Here is a 23117-nt window from a genome sequence, read left to right as displayed (position 1 = left end):
ACTTTGTCAGCTTTTTTTCATAATCGTAAATAATTTTTCTGTGTAAGGGTTTGAAAACATTTCTGCTTCATCTAGTAACTTTCTCGCCTTTAGAAACGAATGCATTTCTGGATATATATTTTGTAATTTTTCGTACGTTAACGTATGCATTTTCCCCCAATGCGGGCGCCCTTCATACTTTAGAAAAATTTTCTCCACCTCACCAAAATAAGCAGCATACTTCATACCTTTATACATATGAACGGCAATATACGCTGAATCCCTTCCGTACGCTGGACTGAGCCATATATCATCCCTTTTCACATAACGGCATTCAATTGGGAAGTGCACTTTATACTTTTTCTTTTCAATAAGGTTTGAAATATCTTCTACAACAGCCCGCATATACTTTGAAGGAACACTATACTCCATTTCATAAAATGGAACCGCACGCGATGTAGCAAATACTTCATAACTCGGACCAATTATTTTTGTATTCGGTACAGCTTTAGCCGATAATCGACTTACACCTTTACTTATAGAAGGAAACCATTTACATCCTTTAGATAACAAAGAGAACATCTTATTTTCAAGCAACTCTACCTTTAGTTTATGCCATTTCAAGTCACTTTTTTTACCCGTTGTTTCATTTGTAAATTTCACTTGTACTTCATCTGAATAAGGAAAAACAAAAAATTCAAAATGGCGATTCTTCTTATATTCTTCTAGCTTGTTCATTACAGTAGATAATGACTGTTTTTCACTTTTATAAACGAGTGAATAGGCTGGAATAACCTTCAATTTTATTTTTACAATGATACCTAACATTCCTAGCGACAACTGAAAGGCTCTCCAATATTCCACATTCTCAGTTTCCGAACAAACTATACTCTCGCCTGTAGATAAAACTGCGGTAATCTCTATAACTTGTGTTGATAAACTTCCAAAGGTAATACCCGTTCCATGAGTCCCTGTACTAATCGCTCCTGCAATCGATTGCGAATCAATATCCCCTAAATTTTCTTGTGCATAACCTTTTTCTTCAAGTAACTTCCCTAAATCATGTAACTTTGTTCCTGCCCATACTTCGGCAACCATCTTCTCTGCATCCATATCCAAAATACCTTTCAATTCATCTAAAGAAACTAAAATTTCTTCCGTTTGCACAAGAGGTGTAAACGAGTGTCCTGAACCGACAACACGAATTTTCTTCCCTTTTTTTCGAGCAAGCCCTACAACTTCTACTACATCTTGTATACTTTCTGGATACATCGTATAATGCGGCGTTCCTTCTACATTCCCTGTCCAATTTCTCCATTTTTGTCCCTTTATAGAAAGCATTGGCCATCCCCCCGATATGTTGAATACTCCCCAACAATCTCTCCTTCTTTCACACGATATAAAAAAGGAAAACGCTCACATAACTCTCCAGCTTTACTATGGCGAAACAAGATAGAATCTCCTATCTCTACTCGTTCCTCACCGTTATAAAAAATCGGTGTTTGCACTTCGCCAGCGCCTTCTAAAGCTAATAGTTTGGCACCATTTGGTCTCCAAATCTCAGGTTCTTTATCTTTCCCGATTGCACCTGAGGCAATATATCCACCACCTAAACAAGTGTAAATAAACGGGGCTGGTTTACGCACAACTGGTAAAGCAAATCCGACGGCTGGATGAAATTGCACCTCTTTATAATAATCGAACAGCTTCGGGGCATAAAAAGCAGAACCTATTGTAATCTCTGAAACTGAATTATCTTGCTCAGTTGTTTTTATACTTCCTGTGCCTCCCCCATTTACAAACCTTAGTTCAATACCTAGATTTTGTATTTCTTTTACGATATGTCCTCTTCTTTCTTTAACTTCTAACACTGACTTCTTCTTTAAATACGAAATCACTTTACTTTTCACTCTTTGATTCGGTATGTGATCTCCTACCCCAGCAATTTGAGCTTCATATCCCATTACACCATCTAGTATTAAAAATGATGATTCTTTTACCCTTTTTACTATTTTCAAAGTACCTTGCACATCTTTTACCGGTGATCTGTTTACCCCAAAATGAAATTGAAAAAAACGACTACTCATATCAATATCCAAACAAACACGAAAACACCCTTTAGACTCCTCAGCAATTTTTTCTAAATAAACAATATGGTCTTCACAATCCACCATACAAGTTATAATGAGGCCTTGCTTTGTTAGCAAACTTATTTCATGTAAAGCCCTTTTATCATAAGCAGGATATCCGAGCAATAAATCATTGAATCCTTGTTCAATTAAAAACAAAGCCTCTCTAGGTGAAAAACACATAATACCTTGAAATCGATCATTTGTAGCTAAAATCTTTTGCATAACCGGAACAGAACGTAGCGATTTACTCGCTATACGAATCTTCTTATTTCCACTTAATTCCATAACCGATTGAATATTTTTATCTAAAGCTACTTCATCCAAAAATGCACACGGTAATGGAACTTCTTTAAAAATTCCTCGATCCACATTTTTCTCTCCTCTTTTCAATATGTCTTATACATATTGGAAAGAAAGTTGAAATTTCCTCTACAAAATAAAAAAGTTTCTTCCTATTAAGAAGAAACTTTTTTAGGACTATTTCATAGAAATAGTTGCCTCTACTGGATAATGATCAGAGTAATCATTATATGTATATTTTTTAAGCCATGATGTAACAGTCCACTGTGGAGATTTCGGTTGTAATACTTTATTCTCTATAAATGACGGATTCGCATGGTCCTTACTTGCAATAATATAATCTAAATACTCGGCAGGACTATCAGGGAAATTATATTTTGCTATACTGTTTGTCGTCGCATCCCAAGTTGCTGTATGTCCCGTATAAGATGGAATAGAAGCGTGTAATGTTTTAAACATGGATGCGTACTCTGAGTCACTATTGTTCTCTGCATTTATTTTATTCACGTTCATATCACCACCAAATAGGACGTACTCGTCATTTGGTATATTCTTATTTTTAATAAAGTCTTGAATTTCTTTTAACTGATTTGTACGTACAGATGCAGGTGAAGTTTTTCCGCACATACTATCTTCAGCCTGCAAATGCGTCCCGATTACATGAACGAAACGATCATTCTTCTTAATTTTTGTGTATACAAATCCTTTATTCGATAAATTATCTGGCCCGCATCCTTTTGCAAATACATATTGAATCTTTTCAACAATCGGCCATTTACTCACGATTGCAACGCCCCCATCTTCAGGAGTTGAAGATGAATAGCTACCTAACGTTTTATCCCATTCATTTCCGTTACTACGACCTAATACCGCTGTTTGATTTGGATATTCTTTCTTCAAATTCCCTAACAAACGATCTGATGCGCTATTATCAAACACTTCATTTAATATAACAACGTCTTGATTCTTTATATAATCTGCCGCCCCAATTAAATCAGCACGCTCACTTTGTCCCCAGTTCGGATATAAATTTGTTGATAGCATATACACGTTATGCGTCATCACTTTCAAAGTATTATTTTGATTTGTAGACGTTTCTGCTTGAGCTGAAGATCCTCCGTATAAAACTCCTAAACCAATCCCAAAGCTAAGTACACCTTTTAGTAATTTTCCTTTCACGCTTCATACCTCCATGTATTAGTTATAAAAAGGCCAAATACTCTATTGTGAGATTTGACCTTTTTTTTAATACTTAACGATCTCCGTACGTATCAAACCAAAGCTGAATGTATCCGGCAGTAACACGTTGTGCATCCATTAATCGCTTACCTGTCATTGGTGTAACTTCAGCGCGCCATTTATCTGCATATTCTTGTGATACAGCTGCTTTTACGAACCAATCTTTCGTATTATCATTTACAATGCCAGCGTAATCTTGTTTCGCTGCTACTGCCGCTCCGTGAATCCACTCTTCTGGATTTGTACCTTTCCAGTTCCAATATCCATTTCCATCCGTTACTTTATAATTATCTTTTATCGTATCTACAAAGTTTTCATATTTAGAATGGAATCCTTGTGGGTACGAAAGATTTGTAAAGTTTGCCGCATGCATCGGTTGGTTTACATCTCCTAAATAATGAAGAGATAATCCTAAATAGAAGAATGCTTGTTTCATATCTTTATTTTTATATGATTCACCAGCTAATTTAAAATATTTAGCGCCAGTTTCTTTTGCCTGCTTTGCAAATGGAATATATGTTTTTCCATTGTCTGGATCATAGAAATGTGAAGCAAATGTGCTATTATCATAATAAGGATTTTCATAGTCAGCAGCATAAATACCATTTTCTAATTCCGTACGCCATTCATTTAATTGTGCAACTCGATCTTGTTTTACAAGTGTTGTATTGCGAGACATAATATCAATAGCGCGGTTTACAATCCATAAATGAGAGTTTACGCCTTCTTTATGTTTATCTTCAGCAGACCAGCGATGAACTATTTTTATTTTACTTCCCCCATCGTTTTCATGAGCAAATGCAACACTTTGTAACGGCGCTACTAATGTAATAGCTGCTGCTAAAGCAAGTACTTTCTTTTTCATCTGAAATCCTCCATTTTATAATTGAATTATTGTAAACTTTTTGTTAGGATCCTATGATATCGTCCGGTTAACCTATGACTAGAATATCCCACCTTTCATGAAATTTCTATCAATAAATTAAAATATGCAAATGTTCATATCATTATAACTTTATACATAGTGAATATAATGAATGAATGCACTTATATTGTAGTAAAGTATTGTTAAGCTACTACGAATGATTGTCTAAACTAATGTAAAAAAAGAGTAAAGCATCCACATGCTTTACTCTTTTTTTCTATTCGATAATATACTTGGTAGTTGTACATTAACTGCCAACTTATGAATAAATCCAAACACTAATCCAATCCCAATAAATATGTATAAGATTGTAAATATCTTTCCGAAATCAGTTTGCGGACTAAAATTCCCATCACCGACAGTCGTCAAAGTGACCACACTAAAATATAAAGCGTCAAGAGGACGTAATCCTTCAACTGTACTATAAAAAATCGTACCAGATGTTAATGTTAAAAATGTTAATACGAATAACACTTGAAATTCTTTATCTTTCCACGCTCGTAAACAAGCTTTTAGCATTCGTTTCAATGTCAACATAAATGAAAGCATTAGACTTCCCCTTCCAAACAAAATACCTGTAGTTAAAGGAAAGTCTATCACCTTTCTGTATAGAAAAAAAGTAGCCCTCTTCTATTTCTAGACAAGAGCTACTTTTTACTATTCTCTATTATTTAGGTGAAACAAGAATTTTCACTTGTGTTTTATCTTTTACAAGTGCTTCAAATCCTTCTTCAACAACTTGATCCACTGTGATTTTTTTCGTAATTAATTTCTCTGCTTGAATTTGGCCAGAGCTAATTAATTTAATAACAGCTGGGAAGATATGACGGTATCCAAGAATACCGATAACTTCTTTTTCTTTTAGTACAAGGTTGTTTGGCGTAATTGTCGCATCTTTTTCCCACACACTAACAATTACAGTTTGTCCTTCAAAGCTTGTACTTTCAATCGCTTGACGAAGTACTACTTCGACACCTGTTACTTCAAAGCTCACATTTACACCTAAACCATTTGTTAAGTTACGAATTTCTGCTAGTACATCTTGAGTAGCTGGATTTAATACATAATCCGCACCTGCTAATTTTGCTAACTCTTGACGTTCTTTAGAAAGTTCTACTGCAATAACAGGAGTTGCTCCTGCTGCTTTAGCTGCTTGAATGACAAGAAGTCCAATTGGACCACAACCAAATACTGCTACAGCTTCCCCTTCTTTTAATTTACTTTGACGTACTGCATGAACTGCTACCGCTGCTGGTTCTACAAGTGCACCTTGTTCATACGTCATTTCATCAGGAATATGGTGGACCATATCTTCTGGTACTACTGTATATTCAGAGAAACCGCCGCCGTCTCCGCCAAGACCGTGGAAAACAAGTTGTTCACAAACATTGTAATGTCCATGTTTACAAGCTTCACATTTACCACAAGAATAAATTGGTTCTACAACGACGCGATCTCCCACTTTATGAGAAGTAACGCCTTCACCGATTTCAACTACCTCACCACTAAACTCATGACCTAAAATAACCGGTGCTTTTACGTGTGTTAATGGGTGCTCTTCTGTTGGAATAAAAATAGGTCCTGCTAAATATTCATGCAAGTCTGTTCCGCAGATACCACACCATTTCACTTTAATCTTAACTGCTCCTGGTCTTACAGTTGGTTCTGGTACTTCTTCTACTCGTACATCGCGTTGATTATGCCAAAGTAATGCTTTCATTTTATACATCCCTCTCTACGTATATACTTAACCTGGTGAAGTTTACAAATCTATTATAATACTTCTATCCATATATTTCAAAAAAACAATCTCATTCCCACTAAATTTTAACAAATAACGTTCAATATTTTGTCACTTTGTACTTTTTTCCACATCTGTTAATGCTAATTTCATTGTGGTTGAAATTAGCATTATGCCATAATAGCATAGGAGAGGTGAATATCGCTTGAAATATTTTATTTACTTTATTGTTATCGTAGCGTTTCTAGATACATTTTCACAATTACCTATTATGAGTACGTTCGCTCAAAGTCTTGGAGGATCTCCTCTTATTATTGGGCTAGTTGTCGGTATGTACTCATTCGCTAATATGATCGGTAATATTATTGCTGGCGCTGCTGTCGATAAATTTGGTGCAAAAAAAATACTTTATATAAGCATGGGACTTACGAGTTTCATAGTCTTGTTATACACCGTTGTTCAAAGTGGTGAACAACTATTAGTTGTGCGCTTTATGCACGGCTTTAGTGACGGATTTTTAATTCCTGCTGCCTTTACGTTTTTATCAAAACAAACAAATTCAGCAAGACAAGGTAAGGCAATGGCCCTATCTGGTGCTGCTGTTGGAACAGCGGCAATTGTAGGACCGGCTTTCAGTGGAATTATGAAAGCAACTGCTGGTATAGAGTGGGTGTTCATTACCATTTCTATTTTAATGGTCCTTGGTACAATCGTATCTCTATTCTTCTTACCAAATAACGTATCAAGAAAAGATACTTCAAGAACACAAATGATGAACAAAAAGGATATGATTGAACTATTGAAATCAGAACCGTTATTGCAAGCATATATTGGTGCCTTCACGCTAATGTTTTCACAAGGAATTGTCACTTATATGCTACCAGTGAAAGTTGAGGCATTAGCACTTAAAGCATCTACAACAGGCATGATGTTAAGTGTATTCGGCATTACCGCTATCCTCTTCTTCTTGCTGCCAACAAACCGTATTTACGATCGATTTAATCGTTCAAAACTCATGCTAATTGGGATTGCAGTAATGGCATTCGCGTTATCTTTACTTGGATTATTCGCAACAAAAGGTATGCTCTTTATCGTTATGATGATTTATGGCATTGGATTCGCTATCCTTTTCCCATCGATAAATGCATTACTTGTTGAAAATACGACAGATGATAAGCGCGGAAAAGCATTCGGATTGTTTTATGCTTTCTTCTCATTAGGAGTTGTTGCTGGATCCTTTACAGTTGGTGCAATCGGGGCATCCCCTAGCGTCAGCTTCGTTATCGGAACTGCATTCTTATTAACATTCGCTGGAATGATTTATGTAAGAAGCAAAATAAAAAGTAAAGCAAACAGCAAAGTAAAAAAGACAATGATGGGTTAATTCCATCATTGTCTTTTTTTGCCTAATATATTACTTTTGTGTCTAACCAAATAACAATGTAAATAAATTGAACTGTAAAGGCAACACTGCAGTTCTTCTTTTACAAAAAAAGTGTATAAATACCAACGATACTTCGACAATTTCCTCGGAAATATTTCCTTTCCCCACATAATTTGATACACTACATATGGACAGACACTTGTATTACATAAGCTAAAATAATAACTTACTGTACAAATTGAAAAGCACACTCTTCATATGAAGAATGTGCTTTTATGTTATTAACGTTTAATCCAAACAGCGCCTGCCGATTTATCCTCTGCCTGTCCAACAACTTGGAATTTAAGTCCAAGGTTTGGAACTTTTCTTCCTGCATCTGCAATTTGTTTGTTACTATATACTTTTGAATCATCAAATGTTGTAACACCTTGTAATCCAGAATAGTTAAACTGTCCACGTGTTAATGAATTTGCACTCCATGCTGGTGTTTGATCAAATGAAAATGCAGCATCTGCAATTTGCATACCTGTATTACCGTAAGTTGGTCTTCCGTTTAAATTCCCAACAAATGCCTCTGGATGCGAATCCACAACACCAAGGAATCCTTCACCTGGATGCACCCCAACCCAGTTATCTTTGAAGCTATCATCTGCATACCAAACGACAAGACCTGTATTATACACTGGACCTTTTCCTGCTTTTAATCCATTATCTGATCCCGCATAGTTTCTCCACTCTAAGTAGTAATAATGAGCTTTCTTTTCTGTCCCATCAGAAACAACAAAACCATTTAAATTCATTTTAGCCTGTCCTTCTGTATCATCAGAAAATACAACTTGTCCATCAACAGTTACATTTACATTATCCATCGCGAAACCTTTATATGTTACAGCCGGATCTGTAATATAATCGAATTGCAGTTTCACTTTTTTTCCTTTAAATTGACTTAAATCATATGATTTATCCATCCATTTTCCATCTGTTGTATCTTTATCTTCTTGGACTACTTTTTCTCCAAGTCTATCAATTAACGTTTTCGTTCCATCTTCTGTTACTGCATGCACTTCGACAAAATCGCACTCTGCTTCTAACTCATAATTTGCTTTATAATCGAATTTTGCATTTGTTCCTTTTGTTAAATCAAAGAATGGTGTCTCTAGTGTTGTATGCATATCATCTCCTCTTGTACTATAATATGCATGCTTTCCAAACTCCGGTTTAATCGTTTCAACACTCTTACCCGGTAAGTTAACACGTACAACGCCTGGACGATTGGATTTCGTAACACTTTGATCAATATATGTAGGAATTCCTACTCCACGCTTAATTTTATCGTAATCTACTTCTAAAATTTTTGCCCAGTTGCCGCCCATATTCTTTTGTAAGAAGTCTTTATTTTGTGGTGAGAAACTAGTTGGCTCTGTTCCTGCAATTTTCCCTGTCCAACTACCTCCACTCATTAATGACCACGCTTCGACAGGTGAACCAGTTCCAGTATATTTCGTGTCATATTCATCTGGTAAGCCAAGATCATGTCCAAATTCATGCGCAAATACACCTACTGCTCCATCTTCTGGTTCAATTGTATAATCATGTGCCGCTACTTTTCCACCAAAGTAATTTACCTTTGATTTTGTACCTTCAACCGCTACTGGATCTATTGCTAATTTTGAACGATGTGACCAAATTGCATCATCACCTAATTTACCGCCACCAGCTTCTTGACCAACACCAGCATGGATTACCATTAAATGATCAATTACACCATCAGGTTCATTTTGATTTCCATCACCATTTGTATCATATCTATCGAATTGATCAAATTGAGATAAATCTAACCCTTTCTCAGCAGCTGCATGTAAAGCTTCTTTCACTAAATCACGTGCGCCTTTTGGTCCTTTATTATCGTGACCACTACTACCATCAGCACCGTAGTCAGACGCTTTTCCTGGAACAGTTAGCCATTCCGTTACATATCCATCTGTCGTATAACTTCCACCAGACTGCTCTTCATAATATTGTTTAAACGTTTTTACTTTTGAACCATCAAATAATGTGTACGGTTCATTACCAAATAACATTTTTTGATAATGCTCTCTACTAAAGTCATTCGAATACATATACCCTGGTGTTTGATCAATATTATTATGTTTATAATCACTAAATTCAACGAGTAATACTAATACTTTATCATTTCGAACTGACCCTTTATATGGCGCTTGCTTTGCTTTAGAAGTTGGGACTTGTCCATTCAATTGTTTTTTATTTGGTTCTGGTTTTTGCTCAGGACTAACATTTTTTTCAGGTTTCTTTACTTTCTCCTTTTCTTCCATTTTCTTCTCTTTTACTTTTTTCACGAAATCAGATGCCTCTTTAGCAGTATCCGCTGGAAGAATTTCTTTATTTGCCTGATCGCCTTGTTTCTTTTCAATATACTTTTCTACAGCTTTTTTCGTTTCTTCTTTAGAAGATGCTGGATTAATTGTTCCTCTTTCTTTCAACGCTTGCGCTAAACGATCCTCTTGAATTAAATTGTAATCAATTGGTGTTGTAGATACATTTTCTTTCTCTTTTGCTGGCGTTTCTGCGTATGCTAGCGGAGTACTCATTACAGATGTGCATCCGATAATTGCCGCAATTGCCAATGATGACAACACTTTAAATGGCGTTTTTCTTCTCATTCTATTTCTCTCCTTTTATAAAACTTAAAATTCAGATAAATGAGTGCATTTAAATCGAAATCCCTATTTTCTACCCTCCCTATATAAAAAGGCATAATTCTATAAACGTTAAGCTTTCTGTTATAGAATCATGCCCCTCCAGTTTTCTGGTCAGAACCTCTACCTTTTTATGTCGAAATATGAAAAATAAAAAGTGATTTGATATATATTAAATAGCTTATATAACAAATTTAAAAGACAATATGCAAAATTGCATGAAAATTCTTTTAAATAAAAAAAGAACCCTAGTCAATTAAACTAGGATTCTTGATTTTCTATTATTTCTCTTGTGTTTTTTCCCAATCAGCTAAGAACTTCTCAATTCCTTGATCTGTTAATGGGTGCTTCACTAATGAAGCAATTACGTTTGCTGGGATTGTTGCAATATGTGAACCGTTTAATGCTGCTTCTGTTACGTGAACACTGTGACGTACAGATGCTGCAATGATTTCTGTTTCAATACCGTGAATTGCAAAGATTTCTGCGATTTGACGGATTAGGTCCATACCGTTATGACCGATATCGTCTAAGCGACCTAAGAATGGTGAAACGTATGTTGCACCAGCACGAGCTGCAAGTAATGCTTGAACTGCTGAGAATACTAATGTAACGTTTGTACGAATTCCTAAGTCAGAGAATGCTTTTACTGCTTTTAAACCTTCTGTTGTCATTGGAACTTTTACAACAACGTTTGGAGCAATCTTCGCTAATTCTTTCCCTTCTTCAATCATTTTATCAGCTTCTAAGCTAATTACTTCTGCGCTTACAGGTCCTTCTATAAAGCTGCAAATTTCACGAATACGCTCATGAAAATCTACGCCTTCTTTTGCTACAAGTGATGGGTTTGTCGTTACTCCAGCTACTACGCCTAATGCATTTGCCTCTTTAATTTCGTTAATGTTTGCTGTATCAATAAAGAATTTCATTTGTTATTCTTCCTTCCTAATTTTCATTTTATATTTATTTGTTTTTCTTAATAAGCTCTAATTCAATCGGAATAGATTTGTCCACTTTTTTACCTTGCGTGATCTCTTTTGCTGTTTGCATCGCCTTCTCCCCGATTAATTCCGGTTTTTGAGCAACTGTTGCAGCCATACGCCCATCGTTAACCGCCTTTACAGCATCTTCTGTTGCATCAAATCCAACAACGACTACATCCGTTTTTCCAGAGGACTTCAATGCTTCAAGTGCCCCTAATGCCATTTCGTCGTTATGCGCAAACACAGCTTTAATATCACCATTTGCTTGCAAAATGTTTTCCATAACAGATAATCCTTTTGCTCTATCAAAATCAGCTGCTTGTTTGGCAACTACTTTTAAAGACTTATCCGCTACGTTATGGAATCCTTTCCCGCGCTCACGAGCAGCAGAAGAGCCAGGGATTCCTTCTAATTCAGCAACATTTGCTCCCCCGCCAACTAATTCACGAATGTAATCACTAGCCATTTGACCACCTTCAATATTATTAGAGGCAATGTGAGAAACAACTTTACCTGAATTTGCAACGCGGTCTACAGTAATAACAGGGACATTCGCTGCATTTGCCGCACTTACTGCTGAAGCAACAGCATCTGAATCGGTTGGATTAATAACAACTACATCGACACCTTTTTGAATTAAATCTTCAACATCATTGGTTTGCTTTGCTGCATCATTTTGTGCATCAACAGCAATCAATTCAATGCCGCTTGCTTTCGCTTGCTTTTCTGCTCCTTTTTTCAAAGTCACAAAAAATGGATTGTTTAAAGTTGAAACAGAGAATCCAACTTTAATAGTTTTATTTCGACCTTTATCGCTAGAATCCTTTGCCCATTCTGGTGGTTCCATTGAACAACCAGCAGTAATGACCATAATACATGCAACGAGTATAAGTAACCATTTCTTCATGAACTATCCCTCCATTACGCTTCTTTTCGGCGATCAATTAATACAGCTAGTAAGATTACAAGTCCTTTTACAACTTGTTGGAAGAAAGAAGATACACCTAATAAATTTAAACCGTTATTTAGTACACCGATAATAAGTACACCGATGAATGTACCAACAATCCATCCTCTTCCCCCAGAAAGACTTGTTCCACCTAATACAACTGCTGCAATTGCATCTAATTCGTAAGAAGTACCTGCAGTTGGCTGTGCAGAATCTAATCGTGATGTTAAGACTATACCTGCAAGCGCTGCCAAAATTCCGGAAAGACCGTAAATCATTACTTTAATTCTCGTAACATTAATACCTGATAATGCTGCTGCTTCTTCATTTCCACCAATTGCAAATGTACGGCGACCAAATGTCGTTTTCTTCAAAATGAAGTACAGTACTGCGAAAGCGATCATCATTGTAACAGCTGGTACCGGAATACCAAGAAAATAACCGCGGCCAAACATTTGGAACATTAAATGATCACCCAGACCAGTGATCGGACGTCCGTCCATATAAACAAGCGTCAACCCACGAAAAATAGTCATTGTTGCTAAAGTTGCAATAAATGGAGCTACTTTTCCCTTCGCTATGATGATACCGTTTACAATTCCCATTACAAGACCAGCTAATAATCCAACTGCCATCGCAAGGAACGGGTCCATGCCACTTGCCATCATTCCAGCAACAAGTGCACTTGATAATGCTAAAATAGAACCTACCGATAAGTCAATACCCCCTGTTAAAATTACAAAGGTCATTCCGAATGCAATAAGCGCATTAATCGATACTTGACGCAGTATATTAAATAAATTTGGAATCTCAATAAATGCCGGATTTAAAGCTGTAATTACGACGATAATTAATACTAAACCGATTAAAGAACCGAGTTGTTGTAATACATTCCCCTTCTTAGCCATCCTTACTCTCCCCCTGTAGCTAGTGCCATAATAGACTCTTGTGATGCCTCATCTTTCTCTAAAATGCCGCCGACCTTTCCTTCATGAATAACAAGAACACGATCACTCATTCCTAAAACTTCTGGAAGCTCAGATGATACCATAATAACGGCATCGCCTTGCTCAGTAAGCTTATTCATAATAGAGTAAATTTCTTTTTTCGCTCCAACATCTACACCTCTTGTTGGCTCATCTAAAATGAGTAACTGAGGGTGGATACCTAGCCATTTTGCAATAACAACCTTTTGCTGATTTCCACCAGAAAGAGATTTCACCGCTTGCTCTCCACTAGCTGCTTTCACATTAAGAAGTTTCATCATATCCGCTGTAAACTGTTGTTCTAGTTCGTTACTTAAGACACTTCCCTTTGAAAGACTTTCTAAATTCGGTAAAGCTAAATTTTCTCGAATTGAGAAATCTAAAACTAACCCTTCAGATTTTCTATCCTCTGTAATAAAAGCTATTCTTTGTCTAATCGCATCTATCGGACTATCAATCTTTACTTCTTGTCCATTTATAAAAATTTGGCCAGAATCTAAAGGTTCGTATCCAAATATCGCTTTCATAATATCTGTACGGCCAGCTCCCATCAAGCCAGCAACACCAAGGATTTCACCTTTTCTTACTTGAAACGAAACATTTTCAAACTTCCCTTTTTTCGTTCCGTTACGCATCTCAAAAATGACATCGCCAATTTGACTATTTCGCTCTGGGTAACGTTCACCAATGCTGCGCCCCACCATCATACTCACTACTTCATCAAATGATGTTTCCGGAATGAATCTCTTTCCTACGTATTCCCCATCACGTAAAATCGTAATGGCATCACATATTGAAAAAATTTCTTCCATTCGGTGTGAGATATAAACGAACGAAACGCCTTCTTTACGTAATTTATTAATGACAGTAAACAACGTTTCAATTTCACGATCTGTTAATGCAGCTGTAGGTTCATCCATAATAATAACGCTCGCGTTTGTCATTAACGCTTTCGCAATTTCGATAATTTGCTGTTGTCCAACCGATAACTCTCCTGCCAACATAGCGCCTTTTACATGTAACCCTAACTCCGCTAGTTGCTGCTGCGCAATCGCGTTCATTTGACGCGTACGCAAAATACCTGTCTTCCCATACATTAACTCTTTACCGAGAAACATATTTTCAGCTACTGTTAAATTCGATAATATGTTCAATTCTTGATGTATAAATGCAATACCGTACTCTTCTGCTTCTTTCGCATTTTTAAAAGTTCGTTCTTGTCCATCAATCGTGATTGTTCCACCATCTTTTTTGTATACACCTGTTAAAATTTTCATGAGCGTTGATTTACCCGCTCCATTTTCCCCCATCAATGCATGGACTTCCCCTGTTTCAATCATAAACTGTGCATTCTTCAAAACAGGATTGCCATTGAACGCCTTTGAAATATTTTTCATTTCAATACGCATTCCCATCACTTCCTTTTATTAAAAAATCACGCCTGCATGTAAAATTACATTGGCATAAGGAGTAGCCTCTCCTGTACGAATAATTGCTTTCGCTTTCTTCGTGTGCTCTTTAAATTGTTCATGCGATACATATTCAAATGCTGGCTCTATTAATTTCAGCTCGATTTCTTTATTTACTTCCGCATTATTATTAATGACTTCTTCTGCTAACGTTACTTTTTCAATTGCCATATCATCAGCTACCACTTGCAATACGTCTAAAAAGCTAGGTTTTCCAATCTCAACAGCTAAATCAATTCGTTTTACTCCGTCAGGAATTGGTAACCCGCAGTCTGCAATTACAATCGTATCTGTATGTCCAAGTGAAGCAAGGACTGATGCAATCTCACTGTTTAATACACCGTGCTTTTTCAACCGACAATCACCTGCACTTCACGTACTCTATCTCTCGTTGGCATACCGCCCTGTGCTCCAAGTTTCGTTACAGAAAGGCCACCAGCAATATTCGCAAAACGAATTGCTTTTTGAAGTGTTTCTCCTTCAGAAAGCGCAACTGCTAATGCACCATTGAATGTATCACCAGCTCCAGTCGTATCTACTACATCAACAGCGATGCTAGGAACATGTACAATCTCCGTACCATTATGGAAACGAACACCTTTAGAACCTTCTGTTATCAATAGTTTATTTGGATATTTAGCCAGTAAACCTTCAATTGGTGACGTGAAATCATCTAATACGATGCGACACTCATGTTCATTTGGTGTAATATAAGTTGCCTTTTCTAAAACATCTTCTGATAACACTTGTGCTGGCGCTGGATTTAACATAACTGGAATATTATGCTCCTCACAAATAGCCAATACATATTTTACTGTTTCAAGTGGGATCTCTAGTTGAAGAACAACCATATCTGCTTTTATAAGAAGATCTTTTGAACGATCTACAACCGACTCATTTACAAGAGCATTCGCCCCTTGCACGACAACAATACTGTTATCCTCTTCTGCTAAAACGATATGAGCAATTCCTGTCGCCGTATCTGTAACCGGTACCACATAGTCGATAAAAACGCGTTCGTTCTCTAAATTGTTCCTAACTACAGTTCCATAATTATCGTTTCCAACCGCTCCAACCATCGCTACATTTGCGCCTAATCTAGCTGCAGCAACTGCTTGGTTGGCTCCTTTCCCTCCTGGGATTGTATGAAATGCTTCACCAATTACTGTTTCTCCTGCTTTCGGACGTTTTTTTGAAACAGCCACTAAGTCCATTGAAATACTACCTACCACTGCAATATTTGGCATCTGTTTCATCTCCTTACTTCGTTGTATTTCGTTCTATAATTTCAATCGGTAAACGATAGTGTTTCTCTTCTAATACGCTTCCTTCCATCTGCTCTAACAACAGCTCTGTTGCAATTTTTCCCATTTCATAAATTGGCTGTGCAACAGTTGTAATAGATGGATACATCATTTCTGTTAAAGAAATTCCATCGAATCCGATAATTTGTAAATCATCTGGAATAGAAATCCCCTTTTGGAGTGCAGCCTTTACAATACCTATTGCGATTAAATCATTTCCAGCAACAATTCCATCAATATGTGGGTATTCTTCTAATAATTCCACTGCTACACGCTCACTATTAGCTGGATCAAATGTACTCTCCGCAATCATATAAGAAAGATTATTTTGTGTAATAACGTCTACAAAACCTTCAAAACGTTCATTAGCAGTGCTTACATCACGCGGTCCACGAATATGCGCAATATGTTTACAGCCTTTATCTATTAATAGCTTTGTCGCTGCCTGACTCCCTGCATAGTTATCTGCATATACAGTAGGGATACGCTCATTAAACATACGGTCAATTGCAACAACTGGAACAGACAACTTCATGTAATTAACACTATTTTGTGGATTCGTTGCTACAATAAATCCATCCACATTATTTTGCCTAAGTACATCAATATATTGCTTTTCTTTCTCTAAACTCTCATCAGAGTTACAAAGGACAACTGTGTATCCTTGCTTATGAGCTACATCTTCTACGGCACGTGCAACTTCTGGAAAGAATGGATTCACGATATTTGGAACAACTAAGCCAATTAAACGTGATTTTTTATTATACAATGAACGCGCTACTGTACTAGGTTTATAATCTAGCATCTCAATCGCTCGTTCTACTTTCTTTAATGTATCTTCATGAACATATCCATTTTTATTTAACACTCTGGAAACGGTCGCCACAGATACTCCCGCTAATTTCGCAACGTCTTTAATCGTACTCATTCTCTTTCCTCTCCATTCCATGTAACCGTTTACAGAAAATAATATAACGTATTTCTAGAAATACGTCAATCATTTCTCACGAAAAAGCTTTTAAGGTTATACTCAAAAAAGCACCGCCATAAGGCGATGCTTTTTCATTACGAATAGGATACAGTTTGTTCTTTTTCCTCTGTAGCTGGCTCTTCAGCATCTTTTTTACGATCTGACAGTTTAATCTTCTGTAAGAAAATTGTAAAGATAGCGCCTACTATGATAAATACTAATCCTGTTAAGAATACAGTATGAAGTGAGTCTACTAAAGAGTTTTTCAAGATTGGTACAATGCTGTTAGCGAATGCTTCTGGCATTTGTTTTAATGCTTCTGGACTAAATAGCATCGAATATAAACCTTGTGGATCTGTGTGAATCATATCTTTAAATTTCGTTACCATTTGGCCCGCTTCTTTCGGGAACGTATCTAATACAGGTACTAATTTATTTGTTAATGTTGTACCTGAAGTGTTATTCATGATTGACCCTAAAATTGTAATACCAAATGTTCCACCGATTTGACGGAAGAACTGACTTGATGATGTTACGACTCCAAGATCTTTTTTCGGGAAACTTTCTTGTAACGCTAATGTTAATGTCGGCATAACAAGACCCATTCCTAAACCGATAATACTCATATAGAAAGTAGCAGTAAGTTTAGTCGTGTGCATATCCATCGTTGTTAATAACCAGAAACCACCAGCCATAATAAGCATCCCTGTAATAATTTGTGGTTTCACACCAACTTTTAATACAAGTTGACCACCGATAATACTCATCACTATCATTGTAATCATCATCGGTGTCATAATTGTTCCTGATTCAGCAGCACTTACTCCTACAATTCCTTGCATGAAGAATGGTACGAACATAATCGCACCGAACATTCCGATACTCATAAAGAAACCAATCGCATTCAGTATTGTAAACGTGCGATTTTTAAAGAACTGCATCGGTAAAATCGGTTCTTCTGCTTTCGTTTCAACGATAACAAAGCTAATAATACCAATTAGAGCTAATGCAAATAAACCGATAATTTGCCAAGAATCCCATGGATAATCTTTTCCGCCAAACGTTAATGCAAGTAATAAACTTACAACACCGAGAATCATCGTAAAGATTCCAGCAATATCAATCTTGATCGGTCCTGTTTGTTTATGTGACTTTAATCCCATTGCAATAAAGATTGTTGCTAAAATACCAACTGGTAAGTTAATGTAGAATACCCATCTCCAGTTCACTGCGTCTACAATCCAACCACCCACTTGTGGTCCAATTACAGAAGCAAGACCGTATAACGCACCAAAAATACCTTGCCATTTCGCACGTTCTTTTCCCGTAAACATATCTCCGATAATAATCATAGCCATTGGCATCATAATACCGCCACCAAGACCTTGAATACCACGGAAAATAATTAATTCCGTCATACCATTTGCCATACCACATAACGCCGAACCAACCATAAAGATAACTAGTCCTGTAATATATACGTTACGACGGCCAAGTAAATCCGCTAATTTACCTGCAATTGGTACAACTGTCGTTGATGTTAACATATAAGCTGTTGTTAACCACGTCATTAAACTTAATCCGCCTAGTTCACCGACGATACGCGGCATTGCTGTACCAACAATCGTTCCATCTAATGCAGCAAATAGCATCGCGATTATTAAACCAATTAACAGCAACTTTCTATTTATGTTTTCTTGTTGCTCCATGTAATCTCCTCAATTCCTCTTAGTTATTCTCTTTTTTCTCTTGTGTCCCGCAAATAATTGTTTCTAACTTCTCAAAGAGGCGTAACAAATCTTCTCTTTCTTGTAATTCTAAATGTGAGAAATATTTTGCAATATGCTCATTACGAGCGGTCATTGCCTCTTCTACTCTAGCTTTCCCCTTTTTTGTTAACTCAATGATGACAACACGACGGTCATCTTTGTCGTGATAGCGTTCTACAAGCTCTTGGTCAATTAGGCGATCAATCATCACTGTAATTGCACTAGGCTTTACATACATCTTTTTTGCTAATTTTGTCGCTCTTGAAGCACCGTAATGATCTAAAATCTTTAAAATATAAAACTGCGGTGGTGTAAGTCCTGTTGCTTGCATTTGTTCTAATAACTCCGTCTGCATTTTCTTTCCAATTGAAAAGGCAAGAGCTTGAATTTTATCGATATGCGTCATATCATTTGGCATGTTATCCACCTCTTATTTAAGCAATAAAATATTTAACGTATTTAAATATTAATCCCACAAACAAAATCCGTCAACACTTTTTATTTATAAAAACGTTTACATTTCTGTCACAAAGTTGTATAATTTTCGACGAAGTTAATATTGACAGTCACGGAGAATCGGAGTATACGGCTATGAATCATAAAAAAGGAAACTTTTTTATATTTCATGGCCTTTTTATATTCTCTCTGACTTACAACATTTCGAATTCATTAGGGGAGGATTTTCATTTTATGTTTTTCACACAATTATTTAAGCCTGCGCCCCACGCGGAACGCTTACCAGCTGATCGCATTGATAGCGAATACCGTAAATTACGTTTACAAGTATTCTTAGGTATCTTCATCGGCTACGCAGGTTACTACTTTGTTCGAAAAAACTTTTCACTAGCGATGCCATACTTAATCGAACAAGGCTTTAGTAAAGGGGAACTTGGGGTTATCCTTTCAGCAGTATCTATCGCTTACGGATTAAGTAAATTTCTTATGGGTATCGTATCCGACCGTTGTAATCCTCGCTACTTTTTAGCAGCTGGGCTATTTTTATCAGGTATCATTAATATTATTTTCGGCTCATTTTCTTTCATTACAACGAGCATTATACTTATGTTTGTCCTTCAGTTTTTAAATGGATGGGTACAAGGTATGGGATGGCCTCCTTGTGGTCGTACGATGGTTCACTGGTTCTCTATTAGTGAACGTGGTACAAAAATGTCTATTTGGAACGTTGCTCATAATGTCGGTGGCGCGCTTATGCCTTCTCTTGTGACATTAGGCTTATACTTCTTCGCAAATGACTGGAAGAGTATTTTTTACTTCCCAGGTATTCTTTCAATTTTAGTTGGTATTTATGTATTAATTACGATGAGAGATACACCTCAATCTTGTGGATTACCTTCTATCGAAGAACATACTGGAGAATATCCATCAGATGAAAAAGTAAAAGATCGAGAACGCGAACTTTCAGTAAAAGAAATTTTATTTAAATACGTACTAAACAATAAATTTTTATGGTACATCGCTATCGCGAACGTTTTCGTTTATTTCGTACGTTACGGCGTTGTAGACTGGGCTCCTACCTATTTAGTAGAGGAAAAAAGTTTCACTCATAATAGCTCCCGTACAGCTTACGCTCTATATGAATGGGCTGGTATTCCAGGTACACTTCTTTGCGGATGGATGAGTGATAAACTATTTAAAGGGCGCCGCGCACCTGCTGGTATTTTATTTATGGTTGGTGTATTTATCGCCGTTCTTGTTTACTGGCTAAACCCTCCTGGTAATCCAATGGTTGATAGTATCGCACTTGTCGCGATTGGATTTTTAATTTACGGACCTGTTATGTTAATCGGCCTACACGCACTAGACTTAGCACCAAAAAAAGCTGCTGGAACTGCCGCTGGTTTAACTGGGTTCTTCGGTTACCTAGGTGGAGCTACTTTTGCTAGCGCAGCTATGGGCTTTATCGTCGATGCATTCGGATGGGATGGCGGATTCATCTTATTACTTGTATCTTGTGTACTTGCAATGTTCTTCCTTGCTCTTACTTTAAAGACAGGATCTGCAAAACCAAAACAAGCTTAAGTACTAATATTATTCTTATCAAAAAAAGAGAGGCTGTTCTTTCCAGAACACCTCTCTTTTTTCTACATATAAATCTTTTTTCTTACAAAAGATTTATTCTCCTCTTTTTATATGTTAGCGTTTTCAACTAACTTCAATCCCTTATATAACAGCATTCAATCTCTGTATAAAAAGATTTTTGAATATTTTCTCAACTTATGCTTGTCAAACATTGTAAATTTATATTAAAATAACAACAACATACAAAATATTTAGTCTTTTCAGAAAAGATGGAGGGATAGCCATGAAGAATCCACTTCTTCGCATTGAAAACTTACAGACTTCCTTTCGCATACAAGATCACTATCATGCCGCAGTTGATGATGTTTCGTTAACTGTCCATGAAAATGAAATTGTCGCGATAGTTGGTGAATCAGGTTGCGGAAAAAGTGCACTTGCCCTTTCTATTATGCGACTGCATAATGAAGCAAATACAAAATTACAAGGGCAGCTTAACTATAGAGATAAGGATCTACTAACTATGTCAGCCGCAGAGATGAATAAAGTACGCGGATCAAACATCGGTATGATTTTCCAAGAACCTCTTACAGCACTCGATCCTCTTATGACAGTTGGAAAACAAATCGAAGAAAACTTAGACTACCACACAAGCCTTTCAAAAGTTGAAAAAAAAGAACGCACCTTAGAACTACTTCATCAAGTTGGTATTCCAAAACCAGAACTTACATATAAACAATACCCACACGAATTATCTGGCGGAATGAGACAAAGAATTGTTATCGCAATTGCAATTGCTTGTAACCCAGCACTCATTATTGCGGATGAGCCAACAACGGCTCTTGACGTAACCATCCAAGCACAAATTTTAGACTTACTAAAATCTATTCAAGAACAAACGAAAATGGGCATCATTTTAATTACTCATGATTTAAGTGTTGTCGCAGAAACAGCAGATCGTATCGTCGTTATGTACGCTGGACAAGTTGTAGAGACAGGAAAAGTTGAAGAGATTTTTAACAACCCTCTTCACCCATATACTCGTTCTCTATTAAACTCCATTCCATCTGCGTATGGTGAAAAAGAAAAATTGCATGTAATTCAAGGGGTCGTTCCTTCGTTAGCGAAGCTTCCTCGCACAGGTTGTCGCTTCCAAGCTCGAATTCCATGGATTAGACCTGATCAACACGAGGAAAATCCAATTTTACATGAAGTAAAACCAGACCATTGGGTACGTTGTACTTGCTACAAGCATTTCAACTTCCAAGATAAGAAAGGAGATGACGTAGCTCATGGCACTGCTTAAAGTAGAAGATTTAAAAGTACATTTTCCAATTAAAGGTGGTTTCTTCGGCCGCACATTAGATTACGTGCGTGCTGTCGATGGTGTAAGTTTTGAATTACAACCGGGTGAAACATACGGGATCGTTGGTGAATCTGGAAGTGGCAAATCAACAACGGGTAAAGCAATTATGCATTTAACGAAAGCAACAGAGGGTAGCATTCATTTTAATAATAGAGATTTAACAAAATTAAGTCGCTCCGAGCTACGTGAACAACGAAAAGATATTCAAATGATTTTCCAAGATCCTTATTCATCATTAAATCCGAAGAAACGTGTTCTCGACATTATTGCTGAGCCTCTTCGAAATTTTGAGAAGCTCTCACCTGATGAAGAACGTAGAGCGGTTCAAGAATATCTTGATAAAGTTGGTCTAAATCCAGAGTCAATTTATAAATATCCACATGAATTTTCCGGCGGGCAAAGGCAGCGGATTGGTATTGCACGTGCTCTTACATTAAAACCGAAGCTTATTATTGCTGATGAGCCAGTATCTGCGCTTGACGTCTCTGTACAAGCACAAGTATTAAACTTCTTGCAAGATTTACAAGCTGAGCTCGGACTAACATACTTATTCATTAGTCATGATTTAGGTGTAATTCGTCATATGTGTGATCGTATCGGTGTTATGTATCGCGGACGCATTGTCGAAGAAGCAACTAGTGCAGAAATTTATAGTAATCCGCAACATATTTATACGAAGCGCCTAATATCAGCAATTCCTGATATTCGTCCTGAAAACAGAGAGAGACAGCGTGAGCTCCGTCAACAAGTAAGCTCTGAATACGAGAAATCATACGAAAATTATTTCAATGAAAACGGTCGTGCTTATGACTTAAAAGCAATCTCGCCAACGCACCGGGTGGCATTACCATAAGGGAGTGATAAAAC

At 36.9% G+C, this 23117-nt stretch carries 20 protein-coding genes; 4 read left to right on the top strand and 16 right to left on the bottom strand.

The genetic code is table 11. The features are described from left to right. Positions 1 to 6: 6 nt before the first annotated feature. From DT250_RS29420 to bdhA, 6 genes are all read right to left on the bottom strand, one after another. Complete coding sequence (locus tag DT250_RS29420; RefSeq protein ID WP_088061903.1) at positions 7 to 1320, bottom strand: D-arabinono-1,4-lactone oxidase; 1314 nt, start codon at positions 1318 to 1320, stop codon at positions 7 to 9. After that, complete coding sequence (locus tag DT250_RS29415) at positions 1308 to 2480, bottom strand: amino acid deaminase/aldolase (protein ID WP_149214220.1); 1173 nt, start codon at positions 2478 to 2480, stop codon at positions 1308 to 1310. The genes DT250_RS29420 and DT250_RS29415 overlap by 13 nt, the downstream gene beginning before the upstream one ends. A gap of 108 nt (positions 2481 to 2588) precedes the next feature. Next, a complete protein-coding gene (gene sph, locus DT250_RS29410; RefSeq protein WP_000676775.1) occupies positions 2589 to 3590 on the bottom strand; it encodes a sphingomyelinase C in 1002 nt (333 codons plus the stop codon). 73 nt (positions 3591 to 3663) lie between these two features. Next, positions 3664 to 4515: a phospholipase CerA gene (gene cerA / locus DT250_RS29405; protein ID WP_000731008.1), complete on the bottom strand. Its 852-nt coding sequence runs from the start codon at positions 4513 to 4515 to the stop codon at positions 3664 to 3666. Between the two features lie 264 nt (positions 4516 to 4779). Beyond that, a complete protein-coding gene (locus DT250_RS29400; protein WP_000948236.1) occupies positions 4780 to 5124 on the bottom strand; it encodes a potassium channel family protein in 345 nt (114 codons plus the stop codon). Between the two features lie 118 nt (positions 5125 to 5242). Further along, the gene (bdhA, locus tag DT250_RS29395) at positions 5243 to 6295 is read right to left on the bottom strand and encodes a (R,R)-butanediol dehydrogenase (RefSeq protein WP_000645832.1); all 1053 of its coding nucleotides are present in this window, start codon (positions 6293 to 6295) and stop codon (positions 5243 to 5245) included. A 226-nt stretch (positions 6296 to 6521) separates the two neighbouring features. On the opposite strand from bdhA, the gene DT250_RS29390 reads away from it, so the two are divergent. Next, positions 6522 to 7700: an MFS transporter gene (locus DT250_RS29390; RefSeq protein ID WP_087983321.1), complete on the top strand. Its 1179-nt coding sequence runs from the start codon at positions 6522 to 6524 to the stop codon at positions 7698 to 7700. Positions 7701 to 7981: 281 nt separating this feature from the next. Here the strand turns inward: DT250_RS29390 and inhA2 are convergent, their stop codons facing one another. The 10 genes from inhA2 to DT250_RS29340 form a co-directional block, all read right to left on the bottom strand. Beyond that, entirely contained in the window at positions 7982 to 10381 is a 2400-nt protein-coding gene (gene inhA2, locus DT250_RS29385; RefSeq protein WP_149214219.1) for a M6 family metalloprotease immune inhibitor InhA2, read from the bottom strand. A 317-nt stretch (positions 10382 to 10698) separates the two neighbouring features. Next, entirely contained in the window at positions 10699 to 11346 is a 648-nt protein-coding gene (gene fsa, locus DT250_RS29380; RefSeq protein WP_000667669.1) for a fructose-6-phosphate aldolase, read from the bottom strand. A gap of 34 nt (positions 11347 to 11380) precedes the next feature. Further along, a complete protein-coding gene (rbsB, locus tag DT250_RS29375; protein ID WP_088061895.1) occupies positions 11381 to 12307 on the bottom strand; it encodes a ribose ABC transporter substrate-binding protein RbsB in 927 nt (308 codons plus the stop codon). Between the two features lie 14 nt (positions 12308 to 12321). Further along, positions 12322 to 13257, bottom strand: a complete 936-nt coding sequence (locus DT250_RS29370; RefSeq protein ID WP_001074641.1) for an ABC transporter permease subunit — start codon at positions 13255 to 13257, stop codon at positions 12322 to 12324. A 2-nt stretch (positions 13258 to 13259) separates the two neighbouring features. Then, complete coding sequence (gene rbsA / locus DT250_RS29365; RefSeq protein WP_149214218.1) at positions 13260 to 14744, bottom strand: ribose ABC transporter ATP-binding protein RbsA; 1485 nt, start codon at positions 14742 to 14744, stop codon at positions 13260 to 13262. Positions 14745 to 14762: 18 nt separating this feature from the next. Beyond that, the gene (gene rbsD / locus DT250_RS29360) at positions 14763 to 15158 is read right to left on the bottom strand and encodes a D-ribose pyranase (RefSeq protein ID WP_000716160.1); all 396 of its coding nucleotides are present in this window, start codon (positions 15156 to 15158) and stop codon (positions 14763 to 14765) included. Beyond that, positions 15155 to 16051 (bottom strand): ribokinase, encoded by an 897-nt coding sequence (rbsK, locus tag DT250_RS29355; RefSeq protein WP_149214217.1) that lies wholly within the window; start codon positions 16049 to 16051, stop codon positions 15155 to 15157. The genes rbsD and rbsK overlap by 4 nt, the downstream gene beginning before the upstream one ends. A 13-nt stretch (positions 16052 to 16064) precedes the next feature. Next, positions 16065 to 17036 carry a ribose operon transcriptional repressor RbsR gene (rbsR, locus tag DT250_RS29350; RefSeq protein WP_088061888.1) on the bottom strand — a complete coding sequence of 324 codons (972 nt, stop codon included), beginning with the start codon at positions 17034 to 17036 and terminating at the stop codon, positions 16065 to 16067. Positions 17037 to 17173: 137 nt separating this feature from the next. After that, positions 17174 to 18787 carry an MDR family MFS transporter gene (locus tag DT250_RS29345; protein ID WP_149214216.1) on the bottom strand — a complete coding sequence of 538 codons (1614 nt, stop codon included), beginning with the start codon at positions 18785 to 18787 and terminating at the stop codon, positions 17174 to 17176. A 19-nt stretch (positions 18788 to 18806) separates the two neighbouring features. After that, positions 18807 to 19265 carry a MarR family winged helix-turn-helix transcriptional regulator gene (locus DT250_RS29340; protein WP_001132358.1) on the bottom strand — a complete coding sequence of 153 codons (459 nt, stop codon included), beginning with the start codon at positions 19263 to 19265 and terminating at the stop codon, positions 18807 to 18809. Positions 19266 to 19537: 272 nt separating this feature from the next. Here DT250_RS29340 and glpT point away from each other — a divergent pair, with 272 nt between their 5' ends. The 3 genes from glpT (at position 19538) to DT250_RS29325 (ending at position 23103) form a co-directional block, all read left to right on the top strand. Then, positions 19538 to 20887, top strand: a complete 1350-nt coding sequence (gene glpT, locus DT250_RS29335; protein WP_149214215.1) for a glycerol-3-phosphate transporter — start codon at positions 19538 to 19540, stop codon at positions 20885 to 20887. 283 nt (positions 20888 to 21170) lie between these two features. Next, positions 21171 to 22190, top strand: coding sequence for an ABC transporter ATP-binding protein (locus DT250_RS29330; RefSeq protein ID WP_000795363.1), 1020 nt, complete (start codon positions 21171 to 21173; stop codon positions 22188 to 22190). Continuing rightward, entirely contained in the window at positions 22177 to 23103 is a 927-nt protein-coding gene (locus DT250_RS29325; RefSeq protein ID WP_149214214.1) for an ABC transporter ATP-binding protein, read from the top strand. Before DT250_RS29330 ends, DT250_RS29325 begins: the two co-directional genes overlap by 14 nt. Positions 23104 to 23117: the final 14 nt, after the last annotated feature.

Origin of the sequence: Bacillus sp. AR2-1 (assembly GCF_008368755.1) — a bacterium.
GTDB classification, from domain to species: domain Bacteria; phylum Bacillota; class Bacilli; order Bacillales; family Bacillaceae_G; genus Bacillus_A; species Bacillus_A wiedmannii.
The sequence above is the reverse complement of the archived record's forward strand: the minus strand, read 5'-3'. Positions and strand labels throughout refer to the sequence as shown.

Bases quoted from the DNA above. Each gene is read 5' to 3' on its own strand.
- DT250_RS29420 (WP_088061903.1), bottom strand. From the start codon at position 1,320: ATGCTTTCTATAAAGGGACAAAAATGGAGAAATTGGACAGGGAATGTA.
- cerA (WP_000731008.1), bottom strand. From the start codon at position 4,515: ATGAAAAAGAAAGTACTTGCTTTAGCAGCAGCTATTACATTAGTAGCG.
- DT250_RS29400 (WP_000948236.1), bottom strand. From the start codon at position 5,124: ATGCTTTCATTTATGTTGACATTGAAACGAATGCTAAAAGCTTGTTTA.
- bdhA (WP_000645832.1), bottom strand. From the start codon at position 6,295: ATGAAAGCATTACTTTGGCATAATCAACGCGATGTACGAGTAGAAGAA.
- inhA2 (WP_149214219.1), bottom strand. From the start codon at position 10,381: ATGAGAAGAAAAACGCCATTTAAAGTGTTGTCATCATTGGCAATTGCG.
- fsa (WP_000667669.1), bottom strand. From the start codon at position 11,346: ATGAAATTCTTTATTGATACAGCAAACATTAACGAAATTAAAGAGGCA.
- rbsB (WP_088061895.1), bottom strand. From the start codon at position 12,307: ATGAAGAAATGGTTACTTATACTCGTTGCATGTATTATGGTCATTACT.
- DT250_RS29370 (WP_001074641.1), bottom strand. From the start codon at position 13,257: ATGGCTAAGAAGGGGAATGTATTACAACAACTCGGTTCTTTAATCGGT.
- rbsA (WP_149214218.1), bottom strand. From the start codon at position 14,744: ATGCGTATTGAAATGAAAAATATTTCAAAGGCGTTCAATGGCAATCCT.
- rbsK (WP_149214217.1), bottom strand. From the start codon at position 16,051: ATGCCAAATATTGCAGTGGTAGGTAGTATTTCAATGGACTTAGTGGCT.
- rbsR (WP_088061888.1), bottom strand. From the start codon at position 17,036: ATGAGTACGATTAAAGACGTTGCGAAATTAGCGGGAGTATCTGTGGCG.
- DT250_RS29345 (WP_149214216.1), bottom strand. From the start codon at position 18,787: ATGGAGCAACAAGAAAACATAAATAGAAAGTTGCTGTTAATTGGTTTA.
- DT250_RS29340 (WP_001132358.1), bottom strand. From the start codon at position 19,265: ATGCCAAATGATATGACGCATATCGATAAAATTCAAGCTCTTGCCTTT.
- glpT (WP_149214215.1), top strand. From the start codon at position 19,538: ATGTTTTTCACACAATTATTTAAGCCTGCGCCCCACGCGGAACGCTTA.
- DT250_RS29330 (WP_000795363.1), top strand. From the start codon at position 21,171: ATGAAGAATCCACTTCTTCGCATTGAAAACTTACAGACTTCCTTTCGC.
- DT250_RS29325 (WP_149214214.1), top strand. From the start codon at position 22,177: ATGGCACTGCTTAAAGTAGAAGATTTAAAAGTACATTTTCCAATTAAA.